This is a genomic window from Kribbella pittospori, from assembly GCF_004331465.1.
Lineage (GTDB): Bacteria > Actinomycetota > Actinomycetes > Propionibacteriales > Kribbellaceae > Kribbella > Kribbella pittospori.
Genome location: NZ_SJKB01000003.1, coordinates 172,547 through 199,345, shown reverse-complemented (window position 1 = coordinate 199,345; position 26,799 = coordinate 172,547). Strand labels below are relative to the sequence as shown.

Here is a 26,799-nt window from a genome sequence, read left to right as displayed (position 1 = left end):
TCACTCATCACACAGCACTTCCTTCCATCACCAGGTCCAGGACCTGATGCTCGTCGATGTCTTGCGCGGGCCCGATGTGGACGGCACGCCCCTCCCGCAGTACGACGACCCGGTCGGCCAGACCGAGCACTTCCTCGACCTCACTGGAGACCAGCACGATCGCGACCCCGTTGGCGGACAGATTGCGAATCAACGCGTAGATCTCGGACCGCGCCCCGACGTCGACGCCTCGCGTCGGCTCGTCGAGCAGCAGCACGCGGCACTCCCGCAGCAGCCAGCGGGCCAGCACGACCTTCTGCTGGTTCCCACCGGACAGGTTGCGCACGGGATACTCCACCCCGGACGGACGGACATCCAGTGCTGTGGCGAGTTGCGCGGCGGCCTCCCGCTCAGCCCGGCCGTTCAGGAATCCCCCGCTGGCGAACCGCCCCATGCTCGACACCGTGATGTTCTTGAACACGGCCTCGTCCAGGAGCAGCGCCTGACTCTTGCGTTCCTCCGGCGCCAGCCCGACACCGGCCTTCACCGCGGCCTGCACCCGGCCCGGCCGCAGTGGCACGCCGTCGACCCGGACTGATCCGGTGGCGGCCCGGCGGGCGCCGTACACGGTCTCGAGAACTTCTGACCGCCCTGACCCGACGAGCCCGGCCAGCCCGACGATCTCGCCCGCCCGCACGGTGAACCCGATGCCGGCGAACTCACCCGGCCGGGTCAGGTCCTCCACCTCGAGTACGACGGGCGCCGTACTGAGAATCTCCCGGCGGGGCGGGAAGACGTACTCGATCGAGCGGCCGGTCATCAGCCGGATGAGTTCCTTGGTCGGCGTCGCGCGGGCGTCGAGGCCGGTGGCGACGGTCGCGCCGTCCTTCAGCACGGTGACCCGGTCGCCGATCTGGCGGATCTCCTCCAGCCGGTGCGAGATGTAGACGACCGCCACCCCGCGCGCGGTCAGGCCACGGATGACGCGGAAGAGGTTGGCGACCTCTTCGGGATCGAGCACCGCGGACGGCTCGTCCATCACGATCAGGTGCGCATCCCGCGACAGTGCGCGGGCCATGCTGACCACCTGCTGCCCGGCGGCGGGCAGCGAACCGACGGACCGATGCACCGGGATCTCGCCGTGCCCCAAGCCCTGCAGGATCTCGCGGGCCCGGGCCGTCGCCTCGTGCCGACGGCTGAAGCCGAAGCGGGAGGGCTCGTGGCCGAGGAAGATGTTCTCGGCCACGGACAGCTCGGGGACCAGGTCGAGCTCCTGGTAGATGGCCGCGATACCGCGCTGGATCGCCGCGGTCGGGCTGTTCAGCTGAACCTGTTCGCCGTTGATCGAGATCGCTCCGGCGTCGGGCTGATGAGCGCCGGTCAGCACCCGGATCAGCGTGGACTTGCCGGCGCCGTTCTGGCCGAGCAGGCAGTGCACCTCGCCGGCCCGGACGTCCAGGTCGACGCCGTCGAGCGCCCGTACGCCGGGGAACTCCTTGACGATCCCGGTCATCATCAGCAGATCGTTCATTGCGCCACCCCCGAGTCCACGCGGCCGATCACGGTCGGATCGACCAGGACCTGCTCCAGCGAGATCTGCGCGCCGCCACGGACCGCCGCGGCGAACCCGAGGTCCGACCGGACCACCTGGCAGCCGCCGCCGTCCGGCGCGATCACGCGGTCGCGGATCGCCTTCTCCAGCGGTTCCTTCAGCCACGGCCCGAGGACGGCGAAGTAGCCGCCGAGCACGAGCACGTCCGGGTTCAGGATGTTCACCAGGATCGCTCCCCCAATCCCCAGCCAGGTACCGACTTCCTTCAGCGCGGTCAGTGTCCGCGCGTCCCCCGCTTCGGCCCGCCGGGTGATCCCGGCCAGCCGTTGCTCCACGTCCAGCGACGGATCCCGGACCGGGTCGTCCCTGTCCGTTGCCTTGTGCAACAGTGCGCTCAGGCCGACGACCGTCTCCCAGCAGCCGGTCCGCCCGCAGCCGCAGGTCCGGCCGGGTGGCGCGACCGGCATGTGGCCGACCTCGCCGCTGTAGCCGCGGCCGCCGCGGAGCAGGTGCCCGTTCGACACCATTCCGCCGCCGACACCGACCGCACCGGTCAGCAGCACGAGATCCTGCACCGGCGTGTTCTTGCGCAGTTCCGAGTAGGCCGCCAGCGCGGCGAGGTTCGCCTCGTTGTCGACGTGCAGCGGGTACGACGGTTCGCCGAGCCGCGACCGCATCTCCTGGATCACCTGGACCTCGCCCCAACCCAGGTTGGGCGCGAGCTTGAGGTCGCCGGTGTCACCCTGGACGAGGCCGGGCACGGCCAGGGTCACGCCGGCGAGCTGGCCGGCGCGTTCCTGCACGGCCGTCACGGCTTCGCGGACCAGGTCGGACACCTTGTCGAGCGTCGTACTGGGGTCGAGGTGGGCTACGTCGAGCGGGTCGCGGCGTTCGATGACGGTGTCGCCGGCCAGGTCGAGGGCGGAGACGGCGATGTAGTCGACGTTGATCTCGGCCCCGATCCCGCACACGCCGCTGCCGTCGAGCTCGACCAGCTGGCCGGGACGGCCGAGGGCGCGGGTGGAGTCGGCCGGACCTTCGCGGAGCAGGCCACGCTCGACCAGCTCTGCGACGAGGCTGCTGACCGTGGCCTTGTTCAGGCCGGTGTCTGCGGCGATCCGGGCTCGCGACTTCGGGCCGGACTCGCGGACGTGGCGCAGGACCACGGAGAGGTTGTTACGGCGCAGCGAGACGTGGTCAGCGGCAACCGCTCGGTCCCCCGGGCGGCGACCGTCGGTCAACGTCATCAGGCCACCTCTCCTCAGACTTTGTCTGTTGAGGCAACAAACTAAGTTTCAGCGGTGGGGCCGTCAAGGCCTTGTCACTATCGCTTTCTTGCAAGAGTCTGTTCGAGATTTCCTCCGCCCCCGACAGGAGTCCGCCCCCTGAAGCTCTCCCGCCGTACTTTTGCTTGCCTCGACTGCCGCCGTTGCCCACCAACACCGCGATCGTGAGCTGGCCGGACGTCCGCGAGCCATCGGCGTCATGGCGACCTGATGTGGCGCCAGTTCTACAACCTCACCCGCGTCGGGGTGCAGGGTCTCTACATCACGATGTTCGACGAGTACAGCGAGGGCAACCAGATCGCGAAGACCGCCGAGAGCGGTGCCTGGGTTCCGGCCGGCTCCGGGATCCGCGCCCTCGACGAGGACGGTACGGCGTGTACGTCGGACTACTACCTGCGGTTGACCAACGACGGCGGCCGAATGTTCAAGGGCCAGGCGCCCGTGACGGCAACCCGGCCCGCCCAGCCGTGGCCGGCCTGAGGGTCTAGAACAGCTCCATGCTGTCCGTTGCGGCGGTGATGACCGGGTTGTCGAGGTAGAGACGGCAGGCGATGGCGTGGCCGGCGCAGGTCAGCAGCGACGGGCCGGCCGCGTCCACGACGCGGTAGGCCACCGGGTGCTGGCAGCGCTCTACCGCGCCCTCGTTCTGCCGGTGGCAGCCGAGGATGTGGCAGGTGACGGTGTCGCCGACGTTCATCAGCGTCAGGCCGTGCTCGGGGCAGACGCCCCAGCCGACGCCGCACGCCTGGGCCTCGTTCGCTGCCAGGCGGACGAGACTGCCGGCGGTCGCCTCGAGCTCGCCCGCGATCGTGCGGAACGTGCTGGCGGCCTGGTCGAGCTCACGCCGGAACCGGCGCAACTCGACGGACTCGGGCATGCCGCGGGTGGCGGCCTGCAGGTTCTCGGACAGGGCCATCGCCGCGACCGCGATCTCGTCGACGCGGACCGGAGTGTTGAACTCGCCCAGCGGCGTACCGTTCACCCGCGTGCTCGGCCGCTGGGACCAATGCACCTGCTCGGGACCGGCGCCGTTCGCTGGACCGTTCGGGGACCCGTTCTGTGGGCCTGCCTGAGGACCAGGCTCGGGCCCGCCTGCGGCGTTGCCGGGTCGCGCACCGGCATCGCGTGCCGGAGCGTTGTCCTGGGACTTGCCGCGGCCGCGCTTCTTGTGGTCGCGATGCTCCGCGGGAGCTTTCTGCTCGCCGGCCCCTTCGTCCGCCGGCAGGTGGCCGAGTGGAGCTTGCGGCTGCGGGCCGTGACCGTTGGTCCCGTTAGCCGCCGCCGTCCCGTTGACCGGGAGCCGGCTGTCCTGTGCTGTCCGCCCGTTCATACAGCCTCACTCTTCAAGTGCGTGGCCATCGCCATGCCTGCCCCCTGATGTGCCTCCGGGGGCCGATCGTGCCATGTCCCCCGCGCTTGATACCAGAGGAAATCACCGAGCGTCACCCACTGCTCCCCCTCCCTTTCACAACGCAACGATCCACCCCAGATTTCGGTATGTTTCCCCACCCGGAGTCGGGATACTCACACGCTGCGTATTCCTCCACACCGCTTTAACATTTCGGCACCGACGGTCATAGCTACTCGGCACGCTGTGACGGACCGCCTGGTTACCACAGAGTTCAATCGTTCGGTTGAGTTTCGCCTTGCTTTACAAGGTGTTCGCGGAGAAACTCGACCGCCCGGGCCCGCGCCCGGTACGCCGCATTCGGCGGGTCCTCCCGCACCTCGTGGGTCACGACCGCGTGGGCCGTGCTCTTGAAGCCGTCCGGATTGCCCGGGCCGGAGTCGAGCTCGATCACCTCGAACGCGTCACCGAGCTCCGCGCGGAGGGTGGCGAAGCGCTCCGGCGGCGCCCCCCGGTCCTTGCTGAACCGCAGACCCAGCACGCAGAGTCCATCGTTCCGCGTCCGTTCCTTGACGATCTCGAACTCCCGCCGGGACAGGCCCGGGTCCTGGCGCATCGTGCGCGTCACCGGGAACGGCACCGACGGCTGGCTGAGGACCGGCGCCACCACCGACTCCTCGACGGCTGCGGCCAGGGCGAACCCGCCGGTGAAGCACATCCCGATCACGCCCACCCCTCGGCCCGGCGTCCGGGTGGCCAGGTCGGCGGCAACGGCCCGCAGGTACTTCGTGATCGGCCGTTCCGCGTCCGTCGCGAACGCCCGGAACTCCTTGGACACGCACAGGCGCGCGACCGTCCTCAGCGTGTAGCCCATGCTCGGGCCGCGTCCCGGCGTACCGAACGGCGACGGGATGACGACGGTGAACCCGGCGGCGACCAGGTGCTCACCGAAGGCCTGGACCTCGGGCGTGAGTCCCGGGATCTCGGGGATCAGTACGACTCCTGGACCGGACCCGTTCTCGAAGCAGTCGTAGGTCAGTCCGGCGCCGGTGAACGGTCCTCGCCGCCAGCCGGACAGATCGGAGCTCGATGCCGCCATCACGCCTCCTCGAAGTCGTCCCCAAAGCTTAGAGTGCGCAAGCGGCGACAACCTGTCGTTCAGCGCGCTGCAGCTTGTGACATCCGCTCCGGCAGGCGCTGAGCGCCGACGCTCTGTCGTATTTCCGGCGAATGTCACTCTGAGACCCTTGGGGGGCTGACGGGCAGCACGCCCGGCTCGTTGGCCGGGGGCGTGCTGTTCAGGGGGCGTAGTGCTGGACGGCGCCGCCCTTCGACAGGTCCACGAGGGTGTGGGCCAGGTCCCGAGCTTCGGCGAGGACATCGTCGAGGTCGAGGGTCGTGAGCTGGCGGTCGCGTACGACGACCTGGCCGGCGACGAGGACGGTGACGACGTCGGAGGCTCTCACGGAGTAGACGAGGGCTGCTCGGGGGTCGTGGAGCGGTTGGCAATGCGGGCCGGAGAGGTCGAGCAGGGCGATATCGGCTTGGCGTCCCGGTTCGAGAGCGCCGATCGTGTCGGTGAGTCCGGCCGCCTTGGCGCCACCCCGCGTGGCCAGGCGGAGAGTGTCGGAGACGGTCATCCACTCGGCGTCTTGTTCGCGTTGCTTCTGGGTGAGGGCGACCATCCGCAACGACTCCCAGACGTCGAGCGTGTTGTGAACGGCGGCTCCGTCGGTGCCGACGCCGACCGGCACGCCGATCGACTGCAGGCCTCGGATCGGTGTCACCGAACCCATCGCGAGCTTCAGGTACACCTTCGGGCAACTGGCGACCGCGATGCGATCGGCATGGCGCTCGAGGATCGGGAGGTCGGACTCCCGGATGCCGCAACCGTGCGCGATCAGAGCACCGGCCTCCAGCACGCCGGTGCGGTCGAGGACCTCCATCGGCGTGACACCGAGGCGGTCCACCGACGAACGGGTCTGCTCCTCGGTTTCGGCCGCGTGCAGGTGGATCCGGAACCCCTCAGCTCGTGCGACGTCCGCCGTACGACGAAGATCCTCATCCGTCACCGTGTACGTCGCGTGTGGGCCGAGGCTGGCGGTGATGCGCGGGTCGAGGGTGCTGAGCTCGCGGGTGGTCGCAATGGCGGCTTCGATGGCCTCCGGGCCGGTCGAGGAGAAGTACGTCGGGGCAAGGTCGGCGCGAATGCCGGACTCGAGGGCGGCCTGCGCGATCTGGTCGGCGTGGAAGTAGTGGTCGACGAACGTGGTCACGCCGGCCAGCAACATCTCCGCACACGCCAGCCGCGCGCCTACGCGCACGCGCTCCGGCGTCAGATTCACCTCCATCGGCCAGATCCGTTGGTTGAACCAGTCATCGATCGACACGTCCTCGGCCGCACCGCGCATCATCACCATCGGACTGTGCGTATGCGAGTTCACCAACCCCGGCACAGCCAGCAACCCCGTCCCGTCGATCACCTCCACCTCCCCCAGCCCACCCCCGTCCTCCTCCAACCCGACTTCCGGGTCGGCTCCGGTCGGGGCGACAGCCGTGATCCGGTCGTCGTGAACATGCAGATCCTGAAACTCGTCGATCCGGCACTCCCCCACCTCAGGAACCACCAGCACCGACACATTCCGAATCACCAGCCGGCCCATCAGCCCTCCACCCGATCGCCGTCGTCCCTTCATCCCGTCGTACCAGAGTCTTGTCGATGGCCAGGCCAATCACACCGTCTGCTGCTTCTGGGCGATCAGTACGTCGATGCCGTCGAGGATTCGGTCGAGGCCGAAGGTGACGTCGGTGCCGTGGATCTCGTTGGTGTACTGGTTGCCGGCCATCAGGGTGGCCAGGATCTCGTATCCGAGTTCGTGCAGGCGAGGTTCGAGGAATCGTGTCACCGCGGCCGGCTCGACGGAGGTGGTGGTGCTGTCGCGGACATCGCGACGCGCGCTGGCAATCCGCCGGGCATAACCGTCCAGCAGCAACGCGCACGACAGGCTTTCGCTGGGACTCAGGCCGGCGCCGGTGAGCACCTTCAGGATCGTCTCTGCCCAGCCGAGCAGGTTCGGCGTCACCGGCGCTCCGCGGATGGGAAGATCGCAGAGCCAGGGGTGGACGTCGCACCGATCGACCATCGCTTGCGTCCAGATGGTCGCTGCGGCTCGCCAGTCCGGTGCGTCGGCGACCCGGTCCGGCGCCGGACCCCAGGCTGCTTCACCGAGCAGTACCAACAGCTCGTCGCGGGACCTGACGTACCTGTAGATCGCGTTGGCGGTCAGCCCGAGCTTCTGGGCGATCTTGGGCATCGACAACGCCGCGAACCCGTCGGCATCGGCCAGCTCGAGGGCTGCGTCGACGATCTGCTCGACGCTCTGCGTCGGCTTCCGGCCGAGTTTGTTCGCCTTGGCGGGCAGGCCCCACGCCAGCACGAGCCCCGGTGGCAGGTGCGCATCGTCGGTCAACGGCATCAGGTCGGCTCCTCACACCCCGCGAAACTCGGTGTTTAACTTCGTGTGTACCTTACACTTTATATTAGTGGGGACCACACACAAATACAGCTGAGGATGCGAGCGCGCTATGGGACAGCAGGATCACCACGACGGACCGGGGCGGCGACGACCGCGATTCGGCCTTTCTCGCCGGCTCGGAGTGCTGCTGACCGCGGCGTTGCTCTCGAGCTCGGCGGCGGCCTGTGGCGGAGCGGCCGAAGCCGCGACGAGCAGCCGCGGTACGCCGGAGTCTCCGGCGAACACCGTGGTCTCGACGGACGCCGGGGCAGTACGCGGCACGCTTACGGCGGATGCTCGGCTCTTCCAGGGAATTCCGTACGCCGCACCGCCGGTCGGCGAGCTCCGCTGGGCATCGCCGCAACGGGCCGCGTCATGGCATGGCATCCGGGACGCCACCAAGCCCGGGAATCGCTGTGCCCAGGCCGAAGGGCTGATCGACGCGGCCAGCAGTACCGAGGACTGTCTCTACCTCAACGTCGCCACGCCACGCGACAGCGGCGCACACAAGTTGCCGGTCATGGTCTGGATCCACGGCAACGGCTTCATCAGTGGAGCCGGCAGCCTGTACGACGCACAGCAGCTGGCGGACAGCGGCCAGGTCATTGTCGTCAGCCCCAACTACCGGCTGGGCATCTTCGGCTTCCTCGCCCATCCGGCGCTCGACCACGGCGGAGCTCGGCAACTCTCGGGGAACTTCGGCGTCGAGGATCAGCAGGCTGCGTTGCGGTGGGTCCAGCGCAACGCGGCGGCGTTCGGCGGCGATCCGGGCAACGTCACAATCTTCGGTGAATCCGCTGGAGGCACCAGCGTCTGCTCTCATCTGGTCGCACCAGGATCCGCAGGACTGTTCGACAAGGCGATCCTGCAGAGCGCTCAATGCACCGGGCAGAAGTGGTCGCCCGGACCGCCGACCTGGTTTCCGCTGCCACGGTCCGAGCGCGAGCAGCACGGGCTCGAGGTCGCGGCCAAGGTCGGCTGCTCCGACCTGCGTACCGCTGCGGCCTGCCTGCGGGCCAAACCTACGGACGAACTCGCCAAGTTGTCTGACGTCGGGGTCGGATCAGGACCCACCGTTGGTGGTGGCGTGCTGCCTCTCAGCCCGGATCGCGCCTTCGCAACCGGCCGCTTCAGCCACGTACCGATCATCCAGGGGACCACGCGGGACGAGCACCGCCTGTTCACCGCGGCCATCGAAACTGCAACCGGTCAGGTGACGACTCCGGCCAGCTACCGCGAAGAAATCCACACGCTGTTCGACCCGTCGGACGCCGAACGGGTCCTGGCCCGCTATCCCGTCGAACAGTTCCGTTCCGCCGGCGAGGCATTGTCGACCGTCGTCACCGACTGGGCGTGGGGCTGCCCGGTCCTCGATCGAGATCGCGTACTCGCCGCGCAGACACCGCTGTATGCCTACGAGTTCGCCGACGAGACTGCTCCGTGGTTCAGCACACTCCCGAAACCCAACTTCCCGACCGGCGCGTTCCACGGCGCCGAACTGCAGTACCTCTTCGCCGACGAGCAACTCCCCGGCCCGAGCACACCCGCGCAGGAACAACTCTCCGCGACGATGATGCGCTACTGGACGCAGTTCGCGCACACCGGGAACCCGAACAGTCCGGGTCAGCCACGGTGGCAGCCGTTCCAGAACAAGGACCACGTCCAGTCACTCGCCACGCCAAGAATCGCCTCAGCCGACCTGGCCCAGGAACACCAGTGCGCCTTCTGGAGCTCAATAGGCTCCTGACCTGATCCATGACCACAGCTGCACAGCGCCTGATCTTCGTCGACCCCGTGAAAGACATCGTTCCGAGGATTTATGGGAACATATGTTCGAATCTCGGGTATGGTGGGGGTCATGGCTGCTGGGCTTCAAGGGTCGTTGCTGGATGCGTTCGAGGATCCTGCGCTGGGTTCGCTGGCGGGGGTCGGGCGGACGGAGCTGGGGCTTGGGGCGTGGATCGATGTGTTGCCGCGGTGGTTGACCGGGGCCGACCAGGTGTACGAGCGGTTGGCGCGAGATGTGCCGTGGCAGGCGGAGCGGCGGCAGATGTACGACCGGGTGGTCGACGTACCGCGGCTGTTGTGCTTCTACGGGGAGAACGAGGAGCTTCCGGTGCCGATCCTGGACGAGGCTCGGGATCTGCTGAGTGAGCACTATGCGGACGAGTTGGGCGAGCCGTTCCGGACGGCGGGGTTGTGTTTCTACCGGGACGGGCGGGACAGCGTCGCTTGGCATGGGGATCGGATCGGGCGCGGGAACCACGAGGACACGATGGTCGCGATCCTGTCGGTCGGTGAGCCGCGCGTGCTGGCGTTGCGGCCCCGGCCTGGTGGGTCGAGTGGGCCGGTGGGTTCGACGGTGCGTTATCCGCTCGGGCATGGGGACCTCATCGTGATGGGTGGTTCGTGTCAACGCACCTGGGAACATGCAATCCCCAAGGCGTCCGGTCGGATTGGCCCCCGAATCAGCATCCAATTCCGCCCCCGAGGCGTCCGCTGACCCGTCGGGCTTGGGGCGTGCAGTGGACCCGCCCGCCCGCGCAGTGCGTGCCCGCGAGTCGTGAGCAGTGCGGCGTCCGGTCAGCGGGCGATGACCGGTCGGGTGGCCGCGGCGGGCGGTAACCCGTCGAGGTTGGGTGGTGCGCGCTGACCCGTCGGAGGTGGGCGGTGCGCGCCACGACCGGTCCGGCTCTGGTGAACCAGTTGGGGGCCGGGGTGTGCCGTGACCCCTCGGGCGGTGGTCGTCGGTGATCGGTTGGGGATGCGGGGCGTGCAGTGACCGGTCGTCTGCGGCTGTGGATGGGGCGTGTGGGTGATCAGGCAGCCGTGGGTGGGGGCCGGGCGGTTGGTCCGGCTGGGGCTGTGGATGGGTGCGGAGTGGTCAGGCTGCCGCGCGGGTTTGGAGTTGGGGTTGGTAGACGTGGTTGGCGGAGGCTACGTAGAAGCCGAGGAGGCGGACGTCGGCGGCTTGGCAGATGCGGGTGGCTGCTTCGGCCCATTCGGTGTCGACCTCCGGCTGGAACGGCGGTCCTGGGCGGCCCAGGGCCAGGATGAGACCTGTGCCTGGCGCTGTTCGGACCGCGGGCAGGATCGGGTCCAGGGCTGATGAGCAGGCACCGGCAGTCCCGGCGCGGCGGTGATGTGGGGCGTCGGCAGTCCCGGCGCGGCGGTGATGTGGGGCGTCGGCAGTCCCGGCGCGGTGGTGATGTGGGGCGCCGGCGGTTGCAGCGTTGTCGTGGTGCTGGTCGACATCTCGCAGCGGGGTGGGGTGCTCGAGTGGGGCTGCGAAGTCTTCGGGGAGGTCGAGGGTTAGGGCTGCTCGGTAGTGGTTGTCGGGGTCGCAGAGGAGGACGGTGAAGGTGCCGCGGCGGCGGTCGCCGAGGGTGACCATGAGGTCGACGACGTCGGCGGCGCGGGCGGGGTCGGACAGGGGCTGGGTGGTCCACGTGGGTGGGAGGTTGTTGAAGCTCATACCTAGAAAGTGCCGTCGTTCCGACGGCCGTAGAGAGTTATCCACAGAGCAATTTCTCGATGCGCAAATGGCCCATCACAGGCGGCTTGAAGTGGATCTGCCTGCTGGGCCGCTGTGCTCTAGGCTCGAAGCAGACCGAGCCGAGGGAGACTCCGATGAGCATCACGACAGACCGCATCCGCAGCGGGCGTGGGAGCATCCGCGGCGAACGCAGCACCATCCGCAGCGGGCGCGGCGGCACACGCCGCAGCAGCGGCGCCGGGAGCATCTTGCCGCCGGCTGGAGCTCCTCGCGATCTCGCGATGGCGCAGTTGGCCAACTCGGTCGGTGACGGGGCGTTCATCGTCACGTCGGCGCTCTTCTTCACCCGGGTCGTCGGGTTGTCGACCGCCGAGGTCGGCCTCGGCCTCACGATCGCCTGGCTGGTCGGCTTCCTCACCGGTGTCCCGCTCGGCAACCTCGCCGACCGCCGAGGCCCTCGCGGCACAGCCGTCCTGCTCGCCCTGACGACCGCAACCTCGGTCGCCTCGTTCCTCTTCGTCCGCAGCTTCGCCCTGTTCCTGGTCGCCGCGATCGTCTACGCCTGCAGCCAGACCGGTCTCACCGCCGCCCGGCAGGCACTCCTCGCCGGTTTGGTCACGCCGGCCGAGCGCACCCGCATCCGGGCCTTCCTGCAGTCCACAGTCAATGCCGGACTCGCAGTAGGCGCCGCACTCGGCGGGATCGCGCTCCGCTTCGATACCTCAACGGCGTACCTGACGGTCTTCGCGCTGGACGCACTCAGCTTCCTGATCGCGGCCCGTCTCCTTCACCGCGTCCCATCAGTGGCGGTCACAGTGCGCGTGATGGGCGAGCCGCGTCTCGCAGTACTGCACGACCGCCCGTACGCCGTCCTCGCGCTGCTGAACTCGATCATGCTGCTGTTCATGCCGCTGCTCAGCCTGGTGGCACCGCTGTGGATCGTCTCGCACACAGACGCACCGGACTGGGTGGTCGCCTCGCTGCTGATCGTCAACACGCTCGGAGTCACGTTCTTCCAGGTGCGGATCGCCCGCAGCGTGCGGGACCTGCGCACCGCCACCCGCTCGGTCCGGTACGCCGGAGTCGCGATGCTGGCCGCTTGCGCGGTGTTCGCCATCTCCGCCGCCAAGATGGCCGCTTGGACCGCAGCCGTCGTCCTGGTCGTCGCAGCCGCACTCCTGACGCTCGGCGAGATGAAGCTGGCGTCCGGGGCGTGGGAGATCAGCTTCGGACTGGCGCCGGCCGACAAGCAGGGGCAGTACCAGGGCTTCTTCGGCACCGGCCCCGCGATCGCCCGGATGCTCGGTCCGGCACTGCTGACAACCGTGGTCCTCGGATGGGGTCCGATCGGCTGGATCGCTGTCGGAGCACTGTTCCTGGGGACCAGTTGCGCAACTGGTCCCGCCGTACGATGGGCCGCACGGACGAGGACCGTCAGCGAGGCGGACCAGCCGTTGCCGGTAGAGGAGAACGCCGTCTGATGGACATCCCCGGACTGGTCGAGATCACGACGTACGACGAGCTGCGCAGCGTGGTCCCGCAGCCGCTCGGCGCCGCCGCCAACAAGACCCGCAAGGAGCTCCACGAGCTCGACCGGCAGTGGCTGTCGGTCTCGCCGTTCTGCCTGATCGCGACGTCCGCGGCCGACGGCAGCTGCGACGTCTCGCCGAAGGGCGACCCGGCCGGGTTCACCAAGATCTTCGACGACAGCACGATCGCGATCCCCGAGCGCGCCGGCAACCGGCGGGTCGACGGCTTCACCAACATCCTGTCCAACCCGCACGTCGGCCTGGTCTACTTCATCCCCGGCCGCGGTGACACGCTCCGGATCAACGGCCGGGCCCGGATCGTGCGCGAGGCGCCGTTCTTCGACGAGATGATCGTCAAGGGCAACCGGCCGCAGCTCGCGCTGCTGGTGGAGATCGAGGAGGTCTTCCATCACTGCTCGAAGGCGTTCCTGCGCTCGCAGTTGTGGAAGCCCGAGACCTGGGACCCGACCGCGATGGCGAACCGCGCCACCATCTCGAAGACCCTGGAGCGGACGGACACCGACCTGGCCGAGCTGGAGGAGTACTACGGCAAGGCGTACGAGGAGAAGATCTACCAAGTCAAGTACTGACTCCGGATACTCCGGGCGGAGCAGAACGAAGTACTCCGTGGCGACGATGACACCTGACCGCGCGGCCCCGTACGGTTTCGTACTGTGAGCACGACTACGCCGACAACCGGAACCGCACCCACCGCCATGGCCCGGGTGCGGCGTATCGCGTTGCCGCTGGTGCTCTCCTTGATCGGCGTGGTGGGCTCGCTCGGCGCGTCCCGGGGCGAGCCGGATCGCCGGGCCGCCGACTGGTTCATGGTCGTGCTGGTGCTGATCGGGACGGTGTCGCTGTACTGGCTGCAGACGCGGCCGATCCCGGTGCTGTGGGCAACGGTCGGCTCGACGCTCGTCTACATGCTGATGCAGTACGCGTACGGCCCGGTGATCTTCGCGTTCGTGATCGCGGTCTTCAGCGTGATCCGGCGCGGTTACCGGCTGGCCGGCTGGACCGGCCTCATCACCTTGTACGTCGGACATCTGCTCGGCCGGTTGATCCTCGGGATCAACGAGGACGGTGTGTACCAGGTTCTCCTCGTCGCCACCTGCTTCGTCGTACTCGGGTTCATCGCCGAGCTCTTCCGCGCGCACCGCGACCGCGTCATGGCTGCGGCCCGGACCCGGCGGGAGGCCGAACTACGCAAGGCCGGTGAGGAACGGCTGCGGATCGCACAGGAGCTGCACGACGTTGTGGCGCACCACATCTCGCTGATCAACGTGCAGGCCTCGACCGCCCTGCATCTGGTCGACCGGCAGCCCGAACAGGCCGGACCGGCGCTGTCAGCGATCAAGGACGCCAGCAAGGAAGCCCTGGTGGAGCTGCGCTCGATCGTCGGAATCCTGCGGCAGTCCGACGAGACCGCACCACGTCAACCGGTCGCGGGACTCGAGCGGCTCGAGCATCTGGTCAACCGGACGTCGATGGCCGGGCTCGAGGTACACACCGTCGTCCACGGCGACCCGCATCCGCTCCCGACCGGACTGGACCGGGCCGCATTCCGCATCATCCAGGAGTCGCTCACCAACATCGTCCGGCACGCCAAGGCGAGCGAGGCGACCGTCCGCATCCAGTACGGCGAACAGTCGCTCGTACTGCAGGTCGACGACGACGGTCAGTCCCTCGCAGGCGCGCCGAAGGAAGGCAACGGCATCATCGGCATGCGTGAGCGAGCCACTGCCCTCGGCGGGACACTCACGGCCACCCGCACACCGACGGGCGGCCTGCGCATCATCGCCAACCTGCCGCTGTAGCGCCTACTCCGGCAGGCGGACGTGTGACGGGTTGAGGTCCGCCACCTGCGAGACGCCGAGCAGCGCCATCGTGCGACGGACCTCCTTGGTCAGGATCTCCGCAGCACGCGCCACACCCCGCTGGCCGCCGGCCATCAGGCCGTAGAGGTACGCACGGCCGACCAGACACGCGTCCGCACCCAGAGCGATCGCGGCCACGATGTCTGCGCCGGACATGATGCCGGTGTCGAGGTATACCTCGGCGTCACTGCCCACTGCCTTGCGAACGTCCGGGAGGATGCGCAGCGGTGTCGGAGCCCGGTCGAGCTGCCGGCCGCCGTGATTGGACAGCACGATCGCGTCCGCGCCGGCATCGACCACCCGGCGGGCGTCGTCGACTGTCTGGATGCCCTTGACGATCAGCGGGCCGTCCCAGATCGAGCGCAGCCAGTTGAGGTCGTCGATGGTCATCGTCGGGTCGAACAGCTTGTCCAGCAGCTCAGCGACCGTGCCGTCCCAGGTGGACAGCGACGCGAACGTCAGCGGCCGCGTGGTCAGCAGGTTGGCCCACCACGCCGGGTGCAGCGACGCGTCCAGCACAGTCTTCGCCGTCAGCTGGGGCGGGATGGTGAAGCCGTTGCGTACGTCGCGCAGCCGCGCACCGGCGACCGGCACGTCGACCGTCAGCATCAAGGCCTCGTACCCCGCGGCGGCCGAACGCTTCACCAGGTCCTCACCGGCGTCGCGGTCCTTCCACACGTACAGCTGGAACCACTTCCGCGCGTCCGGAGCGGCCGCGGCGACGTCCTCGATCGAGGTGGTGCCCATGGTCGACAGCGCGTACGGGATGCCGATCTCCTCGGCGACCTTGACGACCGCGCTCTCGCCCTCGTGGTTCATCATCCGGGTGAACCCGGTCGGCGCGAACGCGAACGGCAGCTCGGAGCGCCCGCCCAGGATCGACGTCCCGAGGTCGATGTCGGACACGTCCCGCAGGATCGACGGCTGCAGTTCCATCTCCGCGAACAGCCGGCGCGCGCGGCGCAGGCTGATCTCCGCCTCGGCGGCACCGTCGGTGTAGTCGAACACCGACCGCGGCGTCCGCCGCCTGGCGATCGTCCGCAGGTCCGCGATGGTGAGCGCCTTCTCCAGCCGGCGGTCGGTTGCGTTCACCGTGATCGGCTTCGGCCGCAGCAGAGGCTTCAGCTCGGACCATTTGGGCAGCTGTCGATCGGTCATCAGAACTCCGGAACGGCCGGTTCGGCGGACGACCAGGCGCACCTGATCGTGTGGTCGGACCACAGCATAGCCTGTGGTCCGACCACACAGGTAGAGTCGCCCACAACCGAGGCGGGGGTTGTCGCGTGAAGAACTACGAACTGGTGCTGCACCGGGTCGAGGCCGACCTGGCCGCCGGCCGGTTGCGGATCGGCGGACGGCTGCCCGGTGAACGGACGCTGGCCGAGCAGCTCGGCATCAGCCGGCCGTCGGTGCGTGAGGCCGTCCGGGTGCTCGAGGCGATGGGCGTGGTGCGGACGGCGACCGGATCCGGTCCGGAGGCCGGTGCGGTGATCGTCGCGGAGCCGGTGTCGCCGCTGACCGCCGTACTGCGGTTGCACCTGGCAACAAATCACCTGCCGATGAGCGACGTCGTACAGACCCGGATCCTGCTGGAGTCGTGGTCCGCGCGGGAGGCCGCCGGGCGTGCGCCAGGGCTGGACGCGGCCGAGTTGAAGGTCGCCGATGACTTGCTGGACCGGATGGACGCCGATGGCTTGTCGCCGGAGGAGTTCCATCTGCTCGACGCGGAGTTCCATGTGGCGCTGTCCGGGCTGGCGGGGAACGTGTTGATCGCCGCGGTGATGGCGTCGTTGCGGTCCGCGATTCATGGGTACGTGCTGGCCGCCGTACCCAATCTGCCGGACTGGGAGGCGATGGCCGTCACGCTGCGGGGCGAGCACCGCGCGATCGTGGCGGCGATCCGGGCGGGTGAGCCGGAGGGCGCGGCCGACTTGGTGACCGCGCATATCCGAGGCTTCTACCAGGCCGCCCAGCTGCAGACCCCTTAGCAGCGTTCCTGCGCGGTCAAAGCGGTGCGACGCAGGCCGAGGATGATCGCCGCGCCGACCACAAAGTGGAGTGAGGCAAGGCCGAGCCCGCGAAGGCCATCGCGGCCGAGGCGAAGAAGACCGCTCCGGCGCCGATGTGCATCAGGGCTCCCTGCTGTGCTTCCAGGGTGATGCCGGCGAGTGGAGCCAGGATCGCCCACAGCGCCAGAGCGGCCGCCGCTGTTACTCCAACGACCAAGAGCCGGCTGCGACCGGTAACACGAATCTGCTTGATGTCTGGTTGGGTGAGGTTGGTTGCCATGGTGCCTCCGTGGTTGGTGGTGGGATCACGGTGGCTGAGGGCGGCGCGTACCGGCATCGGCCGCGGGGCTCGGGTGGGGTGGCCCGAAGTCTGGAAGGGATCGACTTTGGTCGGTGGTGAGGAACCGGAGGCCGCCCTAGGGTCAACGGCATGGAGGTTTGTGCGCCGGTGAGGCGGAATCGGTGGGCGTTCCTGGTCGGCGTGGCCGTTGTCGGAGTCCTGTCGGCCGCGACCATCTACGGCCGGGTCGCCAGCACCGACGACACGCAATGGCTACCGCTCGACATCATCGTCGGGATCGTCTCGACCGGACTCCTCCTGTTGCTGCCCCGACGGCCGCTGTCCACCGCGGTCGGCCTGGCCGTACTTGCCACCCTCTCCCCCGCCGCCACTCCCCCGTCGACTGTCGGCACACTGACCGTTGCCCAACGATTCCCGCTGCGTACGGCGGCCCTCGTCGCGCTGGCCGGGACCGCCGGCCACCTCGTCCAGGGGCTCTGGCGCCCCAACGGCAACATCACCTACCTGTGGTTCGCCATCCTCGACGTCGCCGTCCACGCCGCGCTGCTCGGCTGGGGCCAGTGGACCCAAGCCCACCGGCAACTCGTCGACTCCCTGCGTGAGCGCGCCGACCGCGCCGAGGCCGAGCAGGGTCGCAGGGTCGCCGAGGCGCGCACTCTGGAGCGGACCCAGATGGCCCGCGAGATGCACGACGTCCTCGCACACCGGTTGTCCCTGCTGGCGACGTACGCCGGTGCCCTCGAGTACCGGCCGGACTCGTCGCCGGAGAAGCTCGCCAAGGCCGCCGGGGTCATCCGCTCCGGCGTCCACCAGGCGCTCGACGAACTGCGGGAGGTGATCAGCGTGCTGCGCGACACCGAGATCGACGAGTTGCCCGGCGGGCGGCCGCAACCGACGTTCGGCGATCTCCCCGCGCTGGTGGCCGAGTCCCGCGAGGCGGGTACGACGGTCTCGTACGACGACCATGTCGCCGACGCCACGACGTTGCCTCCGGCAACCGGACGGACGGCGTACCGAGTCGTGCAGGAAGGGCTCACGAACGCACGCAAGCACGCGGCCGGGCATCCGGTCCGGCTGACCGTGGCCGGCGGGCCGGGCGACGGCCTGCGGATCGAGCTGATCAACCCGGCGTCGAACGGAACGTCGCTCACCCCGGGCAGCGGGACCGGGTTGGTCGGTCTGACCGAGCGGGTCCATCTGGCCGGCGGCACGCTCGACCATGGAAGGGCGCCCGGCGGCGGGTTCCGGCTCGAAGCCTCGCTACCGTGGCCTGCATGACCGGGACCGAGAACGCGACCATCCGCGTGCTGGTGGTGGACGACGACGCGCTCGTCCGGGCCAGCCTGGAGATGATGCTCGACGGGGCGTACGGGATCGCGGTGGTCGGTCAGGCGGCCGACGGAGACGAGGTACCCGCCGCGGTGGACGCGCACTTCCCGGACATCGTGCTGATGGATCTGCGGATGCCCCGGGTGGACGGCATCGTCGCGACCCGCCGGCTCCGGGCCAGGACCAATCCGCCGGAGGTCGTCGTACTCACGACCTTCGACACCGACGAGAACGTGCTGCACGCGCTCCGCGCCGGGGCGAGCGGGTTCCTGCTGAAGGACACCCCGCCGGCGCAGATCGTCGACGCCGTACGGCGGGTGGCCGCGGGCGACCCGATCCTGTCGCCGGCGATCACCCGGCGGCTGATGGACCGCGCGGCCACGCAGGCCGACGCACACACGACGGCACAGCAGGCGCTCGAGCGGCTGTCACCACGGGAGTACGACGTGATGCTCGCGGTCGCGCAAGGAAAGGCGAACGCGCAGATCGCCACCGAGCTGTATATGAGCCTCGCGACGGTGAAGGCGCACATCTCGCACATCCTGACCAAGCTCGAGCTCGGCAACCGGACCCAGATCGCCCTCCTCGCGCACGACGCCGGACTCGCCTGACGGAGCGGCTTGGCCTGACGCATGCTCTAGCGTGAGCGCATGATCAGGGTGCTGCTGGCGGATGACCAGGCGTTGGTGCGGGCCGGGTTCCGGTCGTTGCTGAACGCCGAGGACGACATCACGGTGATCGGTGAGGTGTCCGACGGCGCCGAGGCGTTCGCGGTCGCGCAGGCGGAGAAGCCGGACGTCGTGCTGATGGACATCCGCATGCCCGGGACCGACGGGCTGGAGGCGACTCGGCTGATCGGGGCCGACGAGACGCTGGCCGACGTCCATGTGGTGATCCTGACGACGTTCGATCTGGACGAGTACGTGTTCGAGGCGCTGCGGGTCGGGGCGAGTGGGTTCCTGGTCAAGGACACGGAACCGGTCGAGCTGCTGCAGGCGGTGCGGGTGGTGGCGCGCGGCGATGCGCTCCTCTCCCCCGGCGTGACCCGGCGGCTGGTCGCCGAGTTCGCGACGCGGAGCCGGCAGCCGCACGCCAGCAAGGAGCTCGACGTCCTGACCGAACGCGAGAAGGAGATCGTCGCCCTGGTCGGCGAGGGCCTGTCGAACGACGAGATCGCCGAGCGCCTCGTGCTCAGCCCGGCGACCGCCAAGACCCACGTCAGCCGCGCCATGATCAAGCTCGGCGTCCGCGACCGCGCCCAGCTCGTCGTGGTCGCCTACCAGACCGGCCTCGTCCGCCCGGGGTGGCTCGGCTGACCCCCGGAGTACTCCGGCTGCGGTAGGAGCGGTCACTCCCTCTGGCCGACGCGGCACCAGGCGCTCGACCGGCAGTCTCGTTGCTATGAACGAGACAGCTGCTCCGCTGGTCGAGGTGACCGGGTTGACGAAGAGGTACGGCGACACTCTGGCGGTTGACGGTGTCGATCTGACGGTGCTGCCCGGCGAGGTCTACGGGTTCCTCGGCCCGAACGGCGCCGGGAAGACGACGACGTTGCGGATCCTGACCGGGCTGATCGCGCCGACGAGCGGGAGTGTGCGCGTGCTCGGTGGCGCACCGGGACAGGCCGACGTACTCGGGCGGACCGGGTCGATGATCGAGTCGCCGGCGTTCTATCCATACCTGTCCGGTCTGGACAACCTGCGGCTGCTGGCCGAGTACGCCGAGGTGCCGCGGGAACGGATCGACGAGGTGCTGGACCTGGTCGATCTCGCCGATCGGGCCAAGGACCGGTTCTCGACGTACTCCCTGGGGATGAAGCAACGGCTCGGGGTCGCGGCCGCGCTGCTGAAGGACCCGGAGCTGGTGATCCTGGACGAGCCGACCAACGGGCTCGACCCGGCCGGGATGCGGGACATGCGCCGGCTGATCCGGGAGCTCGGGTCCGAGGGACGGACGGTCCTGCTGTCCAGCCATCTGCTCGGCGAGGTGCAGCAGATCTGCGACCGGGTCGGGATCATCAACTCCGGCCGGATGGTTGCCGAGCACAACGTCGAGGACCTGCGCGGCGAGCAGGAGCTGGTCGTGCGGGCCGCACCGCGGGAGACCGCGCAGACGGTCCTCACCGAGTTCCTCGGCACCGGCATGGTCCACCTGTACGACGACACGCTGCGGGTCAAGGTCGCCCCGGACCGGGCCGCCGAGGTGAACCGGGTCCTGGTCGAGGCCGGCATCGCGGTGTCGGAGTTGCACAGCACGGAGCGGGCTCTGGAGGACATCTTCTTCGAGCTCACCACCAGCGAGGAGAAGGCCGATGTTGGGTAGTTACCGGGCGGAGTTGCTCAAGCTCCGCAAGCGATCAGCGGTGTGGGTGCTGTTCGGCGCCGGGCTGGTGCTGAGCCTGATCTTCGGCTATTTGCTGCCATACCTCGGCTATGCCACCGGCGACGACAACCCGGGGACCGACGGCGTACCGCGGGCTCAGGTCCTCGAGGGCATGCTGCCGAGCCACGTGCTGGACAACACGATCGGCGGCTATCCGATCTTCGCCGGCGCACTCGCCCTGGTGCTCGGCGCGATCGTGATCGGCGGTGAGTACACCTGGGGCACGCTGAAGACGATCCTCACCCAGCGGCCCGGTCGCGCTTCCGTACTGACCGCACAGTTCCTCGCCCTCGGCACCATGATCGTGATCTGGGTGCTCGGCATCTTCGTCGCCTCCGCGCTGTGCAGTATCGGGATCGCCGCGGGCGAGAACGGCTCCATGAGCTGGCCGGGTCCGCTCGACCTGCTCCGCGGCCTCGCCGGCGGCTGGCTGGTCCTGATGATGTGGTGCCTGGCCGGTGCGGTCCTGGCCGTTGCCTTCCGCAACGTCGCACTGCCGATCGGGCTGGGCGTGGTCTGGATCCTGGGGATCGAGCCCCTGCTGGCCGGCGTCGTGAGCAGCCTGCTGCCTGACCTCGACGTGGTGACCAACGCGCTGCCGGGCACCAACGCCGGATCGCTGGTGTTCGCCGTCACCGGCATCAGCGCGGCCGACGCACCCCCTGGGGTGCGGGATGCGGTCAGCGGTGGCCGTGCCCTCCTGACCCTGTTCGCCTACTGCGCGGTCTTCGCCGGATTGGCCGCCTGGACGACGCGCCGGCGAGACATCACCTGATCCCGGCGTGGACCAGCGCCAGCTCGCAGAACATCGCGTTCGCCCAGGAGAACCACTCGCGGGTGAAGTTCGCCGGATCCTCGACGTGGAACGACTCGTGCATCTGGCCGGTACCGCCCGTGGTGTCGCGGAGGAGCTCCAGCAACCGCTGGCGCTCCTCCGCCGACGTACTCGTCAAACCCTGCACAGCAAGGGCGATCGGCCACACCTGGTCCGGCGGAGTGTGCGGGCTGCCGATGCCGGCGGCGTGCGTTCCGCTGTAGTAGAAAGGATTCTCGGCGCTCAGCAGCAGTCGGCGAGTGGCGACGTACGTCGGATCGTCCGCGGCGGCGTACCCGCTCAGCGGCATCGACAGCAGGCTCGGCATGTTGGCGTCGTCCATCAGCAGGGTCGCGCCGGCGCCGTCGACCTCGTACGCGTAGATCCGGCCGTGTTCCGGGTGATCGACCATGCCGTGCCGCGCGATACCGTCGTCGATGTCGGCCTTCAGCTCCTTGGCCCGCGCGGCCAGTGACTCGTCCGCGAACACCTCGGCCGCCATCTCTTGCAGGTAGCCGAGCACAACCGACGCGAACATGTTGCCGGGCACGTTGAACCCGAGCGCTGTCGCGTCGTCACTCGGCCGGAACGCACTCCACGACATCCCCGTCGGCCGGGTCAGCGGACCACGCCCCTCGCGGACCAGTGTGTCCGTCGGCAGCATGTCCGGTTCGTCCCGCTGGAACCGGTACGGCGACCTCGCCTCGTGATCCTCCTCCACGGTCCACAGATCGATGATCGCGTCGGCCGCGGCCCGCAGGCGCTCGTCGATCACGTCCGCCCGTCCGGTGATCCGCCACAGCCGGTACGCCAGGTCGAGCGGGAAGCACAGCGAGTCGATCTCGTACTTGCGTTCCCACACCCACGGCGACATCTCGGTCTCGTCGTCGGTGTGACCCTCGCCGTTCGGCTCCCGGTTGAACGCGTTCGCGTACGGGTCCAGGACGACGTACTCGAGTTGGCGGTGCAGGACGCCGATCAGTACGTCCTGCAGGGCGGGATCGTCCTTGCACAGCAGCAGGTACGGGCGGAGCTGGGCGGCGGAGTCGCGCAGCCACATCGCCGGGATGTCGCCGGTGAGCACGAACGTGGTGCCGTCCGGCCGCCGTTCGGCCACCGCGGGCAGGTTCTCGGCCATCGACCGCCGGAACATCTCCGCGATCACCTCGTCGCCGGTCGCCCGGCGAACCGCCTCGGTGGCGCGGGACAGAACCTCGGGATCGATCATCGACACATCACCTTTCACCAACGAGTTCACGGTCGGGCAGCAGCACCGAGGGATTGGGCGAGAACGTCTGGTCGAGCACCAGGCTGGCGGCGCCGATCGCGCCGACGTCGACGCCGAGCGCCGTACCGGCGACCTCGAACGGGTGCACCGAGCGGACCAGGAACCGCTCCTCGAGGGCGGCTCGGACCGCGTCGCCGAGCAGCGGCGCGAGCTGTTCCCAGTGCGGCCCGCCGAAGACCACCCGCTCGAGGTCGAGCAGGTTCGCGATGTCCTCGACCACCTTGGCGATCCGCTCGGCCAGCACCGCGACGATCTCACGCGCGAGCCCCGGCCCGTCTTCGGCCTCCGAGCAGAGCCGGGCGAAGGCCGCGTCGACCGCGCCGCGATCGTCAAGGTCGATGCCCTGAGCAAGTACTCCGGTCTGCATCGCCTGCTGGACGAGGTAGCGCGGCTGGCTGGCTTCGCCGACGCAGCCGCGGCGTCCGCAGTAGCAGACCGGGCCGTCCGGATCGACGATCACGTGACCGATCTCGCCGACGTTGCTGGACGATCCGCGGACCACCTCGTCGCCGATCACCAGCCCGGCGCCGACGCCCGTACCGAGGTAGAAGAAGACGAAGCTGCCGCCTCCGCCGGCCCACTTCTCGGCCGACGCTGCCGCCGTCACGTCCTTGTCCAGCAGGACAGGTAGTCCGATCCGCTCGCGCAACTCGTCTCGTAGCGGGACCAGATGCCAGGCGGACAAGTTGGGCGGGTCGACGACTACGCCGCGTTCGACGTCGATCGGTCCGGGGGCGGCGATCCCGACACCGGTGACGCGATCGCGCGGTGCCGCGGCCTCGGTGATCACGTCCTCGATCGTGGCCGCGATCCTGTCGATCAGGACGTCCGGGTCGTCGGCGTGCGGCGTACCCACGCTGCGACGAGCGATCACTTCACCGGTGAGGTCGAGGACGACGACGGTCACGACCGCAGGGTCGAGGTGAACGCCGACGGCGTACTGTCCGGCGGGTTCGAGCTCGAGCAATGTCCGCGGCTTGCCGAGACCTGAAGTCCTCTGCCGACCGGCGTCGCGGAGCAGTCCCGCTTCGAGCAGTCGGCGAGTGATGTTGGAGATCGCCTGGCCGGACAGACCGGTGACCTCGGCGAGCTCCACCCGGCTCAGCCGGGTACTGCGGCGGATCGCGTCGAGGACCACCGCGTCGTTGAAACCTCCGACGCGATCGAGGTTCGTGCCCCGGCGAACGCTCACAACTCCCCCATCAGCCGGAAACCGGGTCCGCACCCCACGGACGTGACCAGTCGTAGTGGACGGTCCCGCTCCCCGTGCGCCACGCGTTCGGTGTGGTGTTCACGAGCCAGTCCACCGGCTCGATCCCGGACGCGTCCCCACCACTGAGCGCCAACCGTATACCGTCACTCAGCGCCCGGTCCGTCTGCTCCGTCCGCGCCGCTGGATCGACCGACACGAACAGCGCCGTCCCCGACCGGGCGACCAGATCCAGGAAGCGCTGGTTCAGTTCCCACGGCGTCTCCGGCGTACACGGGACGCAGTCCGCGTCGACGGTGAAGAACCGGTTGTGCTGCGGCAGCCGGAACGCGAGCGTGTTCACGCCCATCTTCCGGGTCCGCTCCCAGTCCCGGCCGGACGTGTCGTCACCGGTGCGCTGTACGTCGACCAGCCCCGCCGCGAGGTGCCCGACGGTGTTGCATCCGATCAGTACGACGTCGTCGGCCGCGGACCGGATCTCGCGGTAGAACGCGAGCACGATCTCGGCCGTCGTCCGCGCCGGATCGTGGAGCTGCCAACCGCTGTCGGTCAGCCGCGACCCCATCGCCGGCCCGAACCGGCCGAAGACGTCGTACGTGCTGAAGTCATGCTTCACCAGCTCGAAACCCCAGCCCTTGAACCGCTGCAGATCCTCGCGGACGAGGTCCAGGATCTCCGGGTACGACGGGTCGAGCGCGCGGCCGTTGCCGGGTCCGGACCGACTCCACGGGCCGGCCTCGCGGACCAGGAGCGGGCGGAACCACAGGCCTGGCCGGGCGCCGAGTTCCTTGATCGCGGCCGCCGTACCGGCCATGTCGTCGAAGACACCGGGCTTGCCGAGGTCCCACGGACCGCCGGACGCGATACCGCCCGGGTACCAGCCGTCGTCGACCACGCTGAACGGCTTGACCGGGTGACCGTCGGCCAGCTCGACGATCGTGGCGGCGTCCTTGAGTACCGCCTTCTCGTCGAAGTTCTGGCCGTACGCGTAGTACCAGTTGTTGGCCCCGACTACCGGCGCGGGCTCAGGTCGCGCCGGTAGCCGGGAGCTCATGGTGGCGACCGCTGCTTCCAGGGTCTGCCACGGGGTGCCGGCGTCGTCGAAACTCCGGACGATCGCGGCGGTCAGGGTCCGGCCGTTCAGCTGGGTCGGGCCGCCACCGTTGCGAAGGTCTAGCCACAGAGTGAACCCATCCGCGTCGACCGTCCACGCACAGAACGCATTCGGCTGGACGTCCACGCCTGCGCCGGTGGTGCTGCCGGTCCGCGGATCGTGGGTGAGGAAGTACCACGGGAGCAGTCGCTCGGGCTGCAGATGCCGCCATTGCAGGTCGCCGTACGAGCGTTCCCAGGCGTCGCCGAGCACGAGTGCTTCGGTGGGCAAGGCTTCGGCCCAGCGGAGGGCGACTCGCGAGACGGATGCGGCGGTCACGTCGACGGTGCCGTCGGACCAGGCGACGTCGACTCCGGCGGCCGACCAAGTCGTGCCGTTCCGGACCGCTGTGGTCAGGGCGTCCGCAGAACCGACCTGGACGAAGACCGCGCTCGGTTCTCTCACCCAACCCCCTCGAACGAATTTCCCCACAGACTTTAGATAGTCGCCTGATTAATCGTCAAGACGGGCGATCGCGTCCACGAGACGGTCCACATCGGACTGATCCGTGTACGGCGCGAGGCCCACGCGGACCCCACCGGCAGGGCCCAGACCGAGGTGGCGGGCGGGTTCGTAGGCGTAGAACGAGCCGGCCGGAGCGTTGACGCCGGCCGCCGCCAGCCGCGCGGCCACCGCCGACGGTTCCCGGCCGTCCACGGTGAACAGCAGGGTCGGCGTACGGCGGGAGGCGTGGCCGTGGAGCGTGATGCCGGGGATGGCGGCCAGCCGGGATTCGAGGTCCTCCCGGAGGTTGTCCTCGTACTCCTCGACGAGCCGCAGCGAGTCGAGCAGACGCTCGCGTCGGGTGCTTCCGGTCCCACCGAGTCCGGCGATGAAGTCGACCGCCGCGGTCGTCCCGGCCAGGAGCTCGTACGGCAGCGTCCCGAACTCGAAGCGCTCGGGTACGACGTCCGCCGACGGCAGCAACTTGTCCGGATGCAGGGTCTCGAGCAGCTCGGGCGCGGCCGTCAGTACGCCGAGATGCGGCCCGAAGAACTTGTACGGCGAGCAGGCGTAGAAGTCGGCGTACGTCGCAGCGACCGGCGCGTGGGCGGTCAGGTGGACACCGTCGACGTAGATCAGCGCACCGGCCCGATGGACCTGGTCGGCGATGCGGGCGGCATCGGGTCGCGTGCCGAGCAGGTTGGATGCGCCGGTGATGGCGACCAGACGAGTGCGGTCGGTCAGCAGCGGTGCGATGTCGTCCAGTTCGGTGGTCTCGGTGTCGAAGCCGAGCCAGCGGACGGTTGCGCCGACGGCCTCGGCCGCCTGCACCCACGGGCGGACGTTCGCGTCGTGGTCGAGGCGCGAAACGATCACCTCGTCGCCAGGTGCCCAGGACTTCGCGAGCGTGCGGGAGAAGTCGTACGTCAGCTGAGTCATGCTGCGGCCGTAGACGATGCCGCGCGGATCGGTGCCCAGCAGGTCGGCCATGGCCTCGCGGGCGGCGACGACGATCTCGTCGGCCCGTCGCTCGGCCGCGGTGAGGTGACCGCGATTCGCCATCGCCGAGACCATCGTGGCCGCGACGGCGTCGGCGACCACGCGCGGCGTCTGCGAGCCGCCCGGACCGTCGAAGTGTGCGGCGCCCTCGTCGAGCGCGGGGAACTGTTTGCGGACCGAGATCACGTCGAAGGCACCCATGGCCGTCATCCTCCCCCGCCGGACAAGCACTCAGTCACTGGGTGTCCATTTCCCACGATCACTGCCCGCTGCCGGGCAAATATG

Annotated in this window: 25 protein-coding genes; 12 read left to right on the top strand and 13 right to left on the bottom strand. The window is 69.1% G+C overall.

Annotated elements, in window-relative coordinates; translation table 11 throughout:
* Positions 1-7 precede the first annotated feature (7 nt).
* Both E0H73_RS11350 and E0H73_RS11345 read right to left on the bottom strand, forming a co-directional pair.
* Entirely contained in the window at positions 8-1,510 is a 1,503-nt protein-coding gene (locus E0H73_RS11350) for a sugar ABC transporter ATP-binding protein (protein ID WP_202867325.1), read from the bottom strand.
* Positions 1,507-2,778, bottom strand: coding sequence for an ROK family transcriptional regulator (locus tag E0H73_RS11345; protein WP_131353715.1), 1,272 nt, complete (start codon positions 2,776-2,778; stop codon positions 1,507-1,509). Before E0H73_RS11345 ends, E0H73_RS11350 begins: the two co-directional genes overlap by 4 nt.
* A gap of 249 nt (positions 2,779-3,027) precedes the next feature.
* On the opposite strand from E0H73_RS11345, the gene E0H73_RS11340 reads away from it, so the two are divergent.
* Positions 3,028-3,297, top strand: a complete 270-nt coding sequence (locus E0H73_RS11340) for a hypothetical protein (RefSeq protein ID WP_238163943.1) — start codon at positions 3,028-3,030, stop codon at positions 3,295-3,297.
* A gap of 4 nt (positions 3,298-3,301) precedes the next feature.
* On the opposite strand, the gene E0H73_RS11335 is transcribed toward E0H73_RS11340, so the two are convergent.
* The 4 genes from E0H73_RS11335 to E0H73_RS11320 form a co-directional block, all read right to left on the bottom strand.
* Positions 3,302-4,147 carry a hypothetical protein gene (locus tag E0H73_RS11335; RefSeq protein ID WP_131353713.1) on the bottom strand — a complete coding sequence of 282 codons (846 nt, stop codon included), beginning with the start codon at positions 4,145-4,147 and terminating at the stop codon, positions 3,302-3,304.
* Between the two features lie 292 nt (positions 4,148-4,439).
* Positions 4,440-5,264 carry a dienelactone hydrolase family protein gene (locus E0H73_RS11330; RefSeq protein ID WP_131353711.1) on the bottom strand — a complete coding sequence of 275 codons (825 nt, stop codon included), beginning with the start codon at positions 5,262-5,264 and terminating at the stop codon, positions 4,440-4,442.
* Positions 5,265-5,463: 199 nt separating this feature from the next.
* Positions 5,464-6,828, bottom strand: a complete 1,365-nt coding sequence (locus E0H73_RS11325) for an amidohydrolase (protein WP_131353709.1) — start codon at positions 6,826-6,828, stop codon at positions 5,464-5,466.
* Positions 6,829-6,897: 69 nt separating this feature from the next.
* Complete coding sequence (locus E0H73_RS11320; RefSeq protein WP_131353707.1) at positions 6,898-7,641, bottom strand: TetR/AcrR family transcriptional regulator; 744 nt, start codon at positions 7,639-7,641, stop codon at positions 6,898-6,900.
* A gap of 109 nt (positions 7,642-7,750) precedes the next feature.
* Here E0H73_RS11320 and E0H73_RS11315 point away from each other — a divergent pair, with 109 nt between their 5' ends.
* Positions 7,751-9,427, top strand: coding sequence for a carboxylesterase/lipase family protein (locus E0H73_RS11315; protein WP_131353705.1), 1,677 nt, complete (start codon positions 7,751-7,753; stop codon positions 9,425-9,427).
* 111 nt (positions 9,428-9,538) lie between these two features.
* On the top strand, positions 9,539-10,183 hold the full coding sequence (locus tag E0H73_RS11310) for an alpha-ketoglutarate-dependent dioxygenase AlkB (protein WP_131353703.1): 645 nt from the start codon (positions 9,539-9,541) through the stop codon (positions 10,181-10,183).
* A 381-nt stretch (positions 10,184-10,564) separates the two neighbouring features.
* On the opposite strand, the gene E0H73_RS11305 is transcribed toward E0H73_RS11310, so the two are convergent.
* Positions 10,565-11,155, bottom strand: a complete 591-nt coding sequence (locus E0H73_RS11305; RefSeq protein ID WP_131353701.1) for a hypothetical protein — start codon at positions 11,153-11,155, stop codon at positions 10,565-10,567.
* Between the two features lie 155 nt (positions 11,156-11,310).
* Here E0H73_RS11305 and E0H73_RS11300 point away from each other — a divergent pair, with 155 nt between their 5' ends.
* The 3 genes from E0H73_RS11300 (at position 11,311) to E0H73_RS11290 (ending at position 14,525) form a co-directional block, all read left to right on the top strand.
* Positions 11,311-12,657 (top strand): MFS transporter, encoded by a 1,347-nt coding sequence (locus E0H73_RS11300; protein ID WP_131353699.1) that lies wholly within the window; start codon positions 11,311-11,313, stop codon positions 12,655-12,657.
* Positions 12,657-13,295, top strand: a complete 639-nt coding sequence (locus E0H73_RS11295) for a pyridoxamine 5'-phosphate oxidase family protein (RefSeq protein WP_131353697.1) — start codon at positions 12,657-12,659, stop codon at positions 13,293-13,295. Before E0H73_RS11300 ends, E0H73_RS11295 begins: the two co-directional genes overlap by 1 nt.
* An 84-nt stretch (positions 13,296-13,379) precedes the next feature.
* Positions 13,380-14,525 carry a sensor histidine kinase gene (locus E0H73_RS11290; protein ID WP_238163942.1) on the top strand — a complete coding sequence of 382 codons (1,146 nt, stop codon included), beginning with the start codon at positions 13,380-13,382 and terminating at the stop codon, positions 14,523-14,525.
* 3 nt (positions 14,526-14,528) lie between these two features.
* On the opposite strand, the gene E0H73_RS11285 is transcribed toward E0H73_RS11290, so the two are convergent.
* Complete coding sequence (locus tag E0H73_RS11285) at positions 14,529-15,743, bottom strand: alpha-hydroxy acid oxidase (RefSeq protein ID WP_131353695.1); 1,215 nt, start codon at positions 15,741-15,743, stop codon at positions 14,529-14,531.
* 125 nt (positions 15,744-15,868) lie between these two features.
* Between E0H73_RS11285 and E0H73_RS11280 the strand changes: the two genes are divergently transcribed.
* The gene (locus tag E0H73_RS11280; RefSeq protein WP_202867324.1) at positions 15,869-16,573 is read left to right on the top strand and encodes a FadR/GntR family transcriptional regulator; all 705 of its coding nucleotides are present in this window, start codon (positions 15,869-15,871) and stop codon (positions 16,571-16,573) included.
* Positions 16,574-16,589: 16 nt separating this feature from the next.
* Here E0H73_RS11280 and E0H73_RS11275 read toward each other — a convergent pair whose 3' ends face one another.
* A complete protein-coding gene (locus E0H73_RS11275) occupies positions 16,590-16,874 on the bottom strand; it encodes a DUF6069 family protein (RefSeq protein WP_131353693.1) in 285 nt (94 codons plus the stop codon).
* A gap of 168 nt (positions 16,875-17,042) precedes the next feature.
* Here E0H73_RS11275 and E0H73_RS11270 point away from each other — a divergent pair, with 168 nt between their 5' ends.
* The 5 genes from E0H73_RS11270 to E0H73_RS11250 all read left to right on the top strand — a co-directional run bounded on the left by E0H73_RS11270 (position 17,043) and on the right by E0H73_RS11250 (position 21,381).
* Complete coding sequence (locus tag E0H73_RS11270; protein WP_238163941.1) at positions 17,043-18,173, top strand: sensor histidine kinase; 1,131 nt, start codon at positions 17,043-17,045, stop codon at positions 18,171-18,173.
* Positions 18,170-18,835, top strand: a complete 666-nt coding sequence (locus tag E0H73_RS11265; RefSeq protein WP_131353689.1) for a response regulator — start codon at positions 18,170-18,172, stop codon at positions 18,833-18,835. The genes E0H73_RS11270 and E0H73_RS11265 overlap by 4 nt, the downstream gene beginning before the upstream one ends.
* A 39-nt stretch (positions 18,836-18,874) precedes the next feature.
* The gene (locus E0H73_RS11260; protein ID WP_131353687.1) at positions 18,875-19,540 is read left to right on the top strand and encodes a response regulator; all 666 of its coding nucleotides are present in this window, start codon (positions 18,875-18,877) and stop codon (positions 19,538-19,540) included.
* Between the two features lie 85 nt (positions 19,541-19,625).
* Complete coding sequence (locus E0H73_RS11255) at positions 19,626-20,546, top strand: ABC transporter ATP-binding protein (RefSeq protein WP_131353685.1); 921 nt, start codon at positions 19,626-19,628, stop codon at positions 20,544-20,546.
* Positions 20,536-21,381, top strand: a complete 846-nt coding sequence (locus tag E0H73_RS11250) for an ABC transporter permease (protein WP_131353683.1) — start codon at positions 20,536-20,538, stop codon at positions 21,379-21,381. The genes E0H73_RS11255 and E0H73_RS11250 overlap by 11 nt, the downstream gene beginning before the upstream one ends.
* Here E0H73_RS11250 and E0H73_RS11245 read toward each other — a convergent pair.
* From E0H73_RS11245 to E0H73_RS11230, 4 genes are read right to left on the bottom strand one after another with little or no spacing between them, the layout of a single operon-like run.
* Positions 21,374-22,648 carry a glycoside hydrolase family 125 protein gene (locus E0H73_RS11245; RefSeq protein ID WP_131353681.1) on the bottom strand — a complete coding sequence of 425 codons (1,275 nt, stop codon included), beginning with the start codon at positions 22,646-22,648 and terminating at the stop codon, positions 21,374-21,376. The genes E0H73_RS11250 and E0H73_RS11245 overlap by 8 nt on opposite strands.
* Before the next feature lie 7 nt (positions 22,649-22,655).
* Positions 22,656-23,900, bottom strand: coding sequence for an ROK family transcriptional regulator (locus E0H73_RS11240; protein WP_131353679.1), 1,245 nt, complete (start codon positions 23,898-23,900; stop codon positions 22,656-22,658).
* Between the two features lie 10 nt (positions 23,901-23,910).
* Positions 23,911-25,476, bottom strand: a complete 1,566-nt coding sequence (locus E0H73_RS11235) for an alpha-amylase family protein (protein WP_131353677.1) — start codon at positions 25,474-25,476, stop codon at positions 23,911-23,913.
* A gap of 48 nt (positions 25,477-25,524) precedes the next feature.
* Complete coding sequence (locus tag E0H73_RS11230) at positions 25,525-26,715, bottom strand: cysteine desulfurase-like protein (protein WP_131353675.1); 1,191 nt, start codon at positions 26,713-26,715, stop codon at positions 25,525-25,527.
* Between the last annotated feature and the right edge of the window lie 84 nt (positions 26,716-26,799).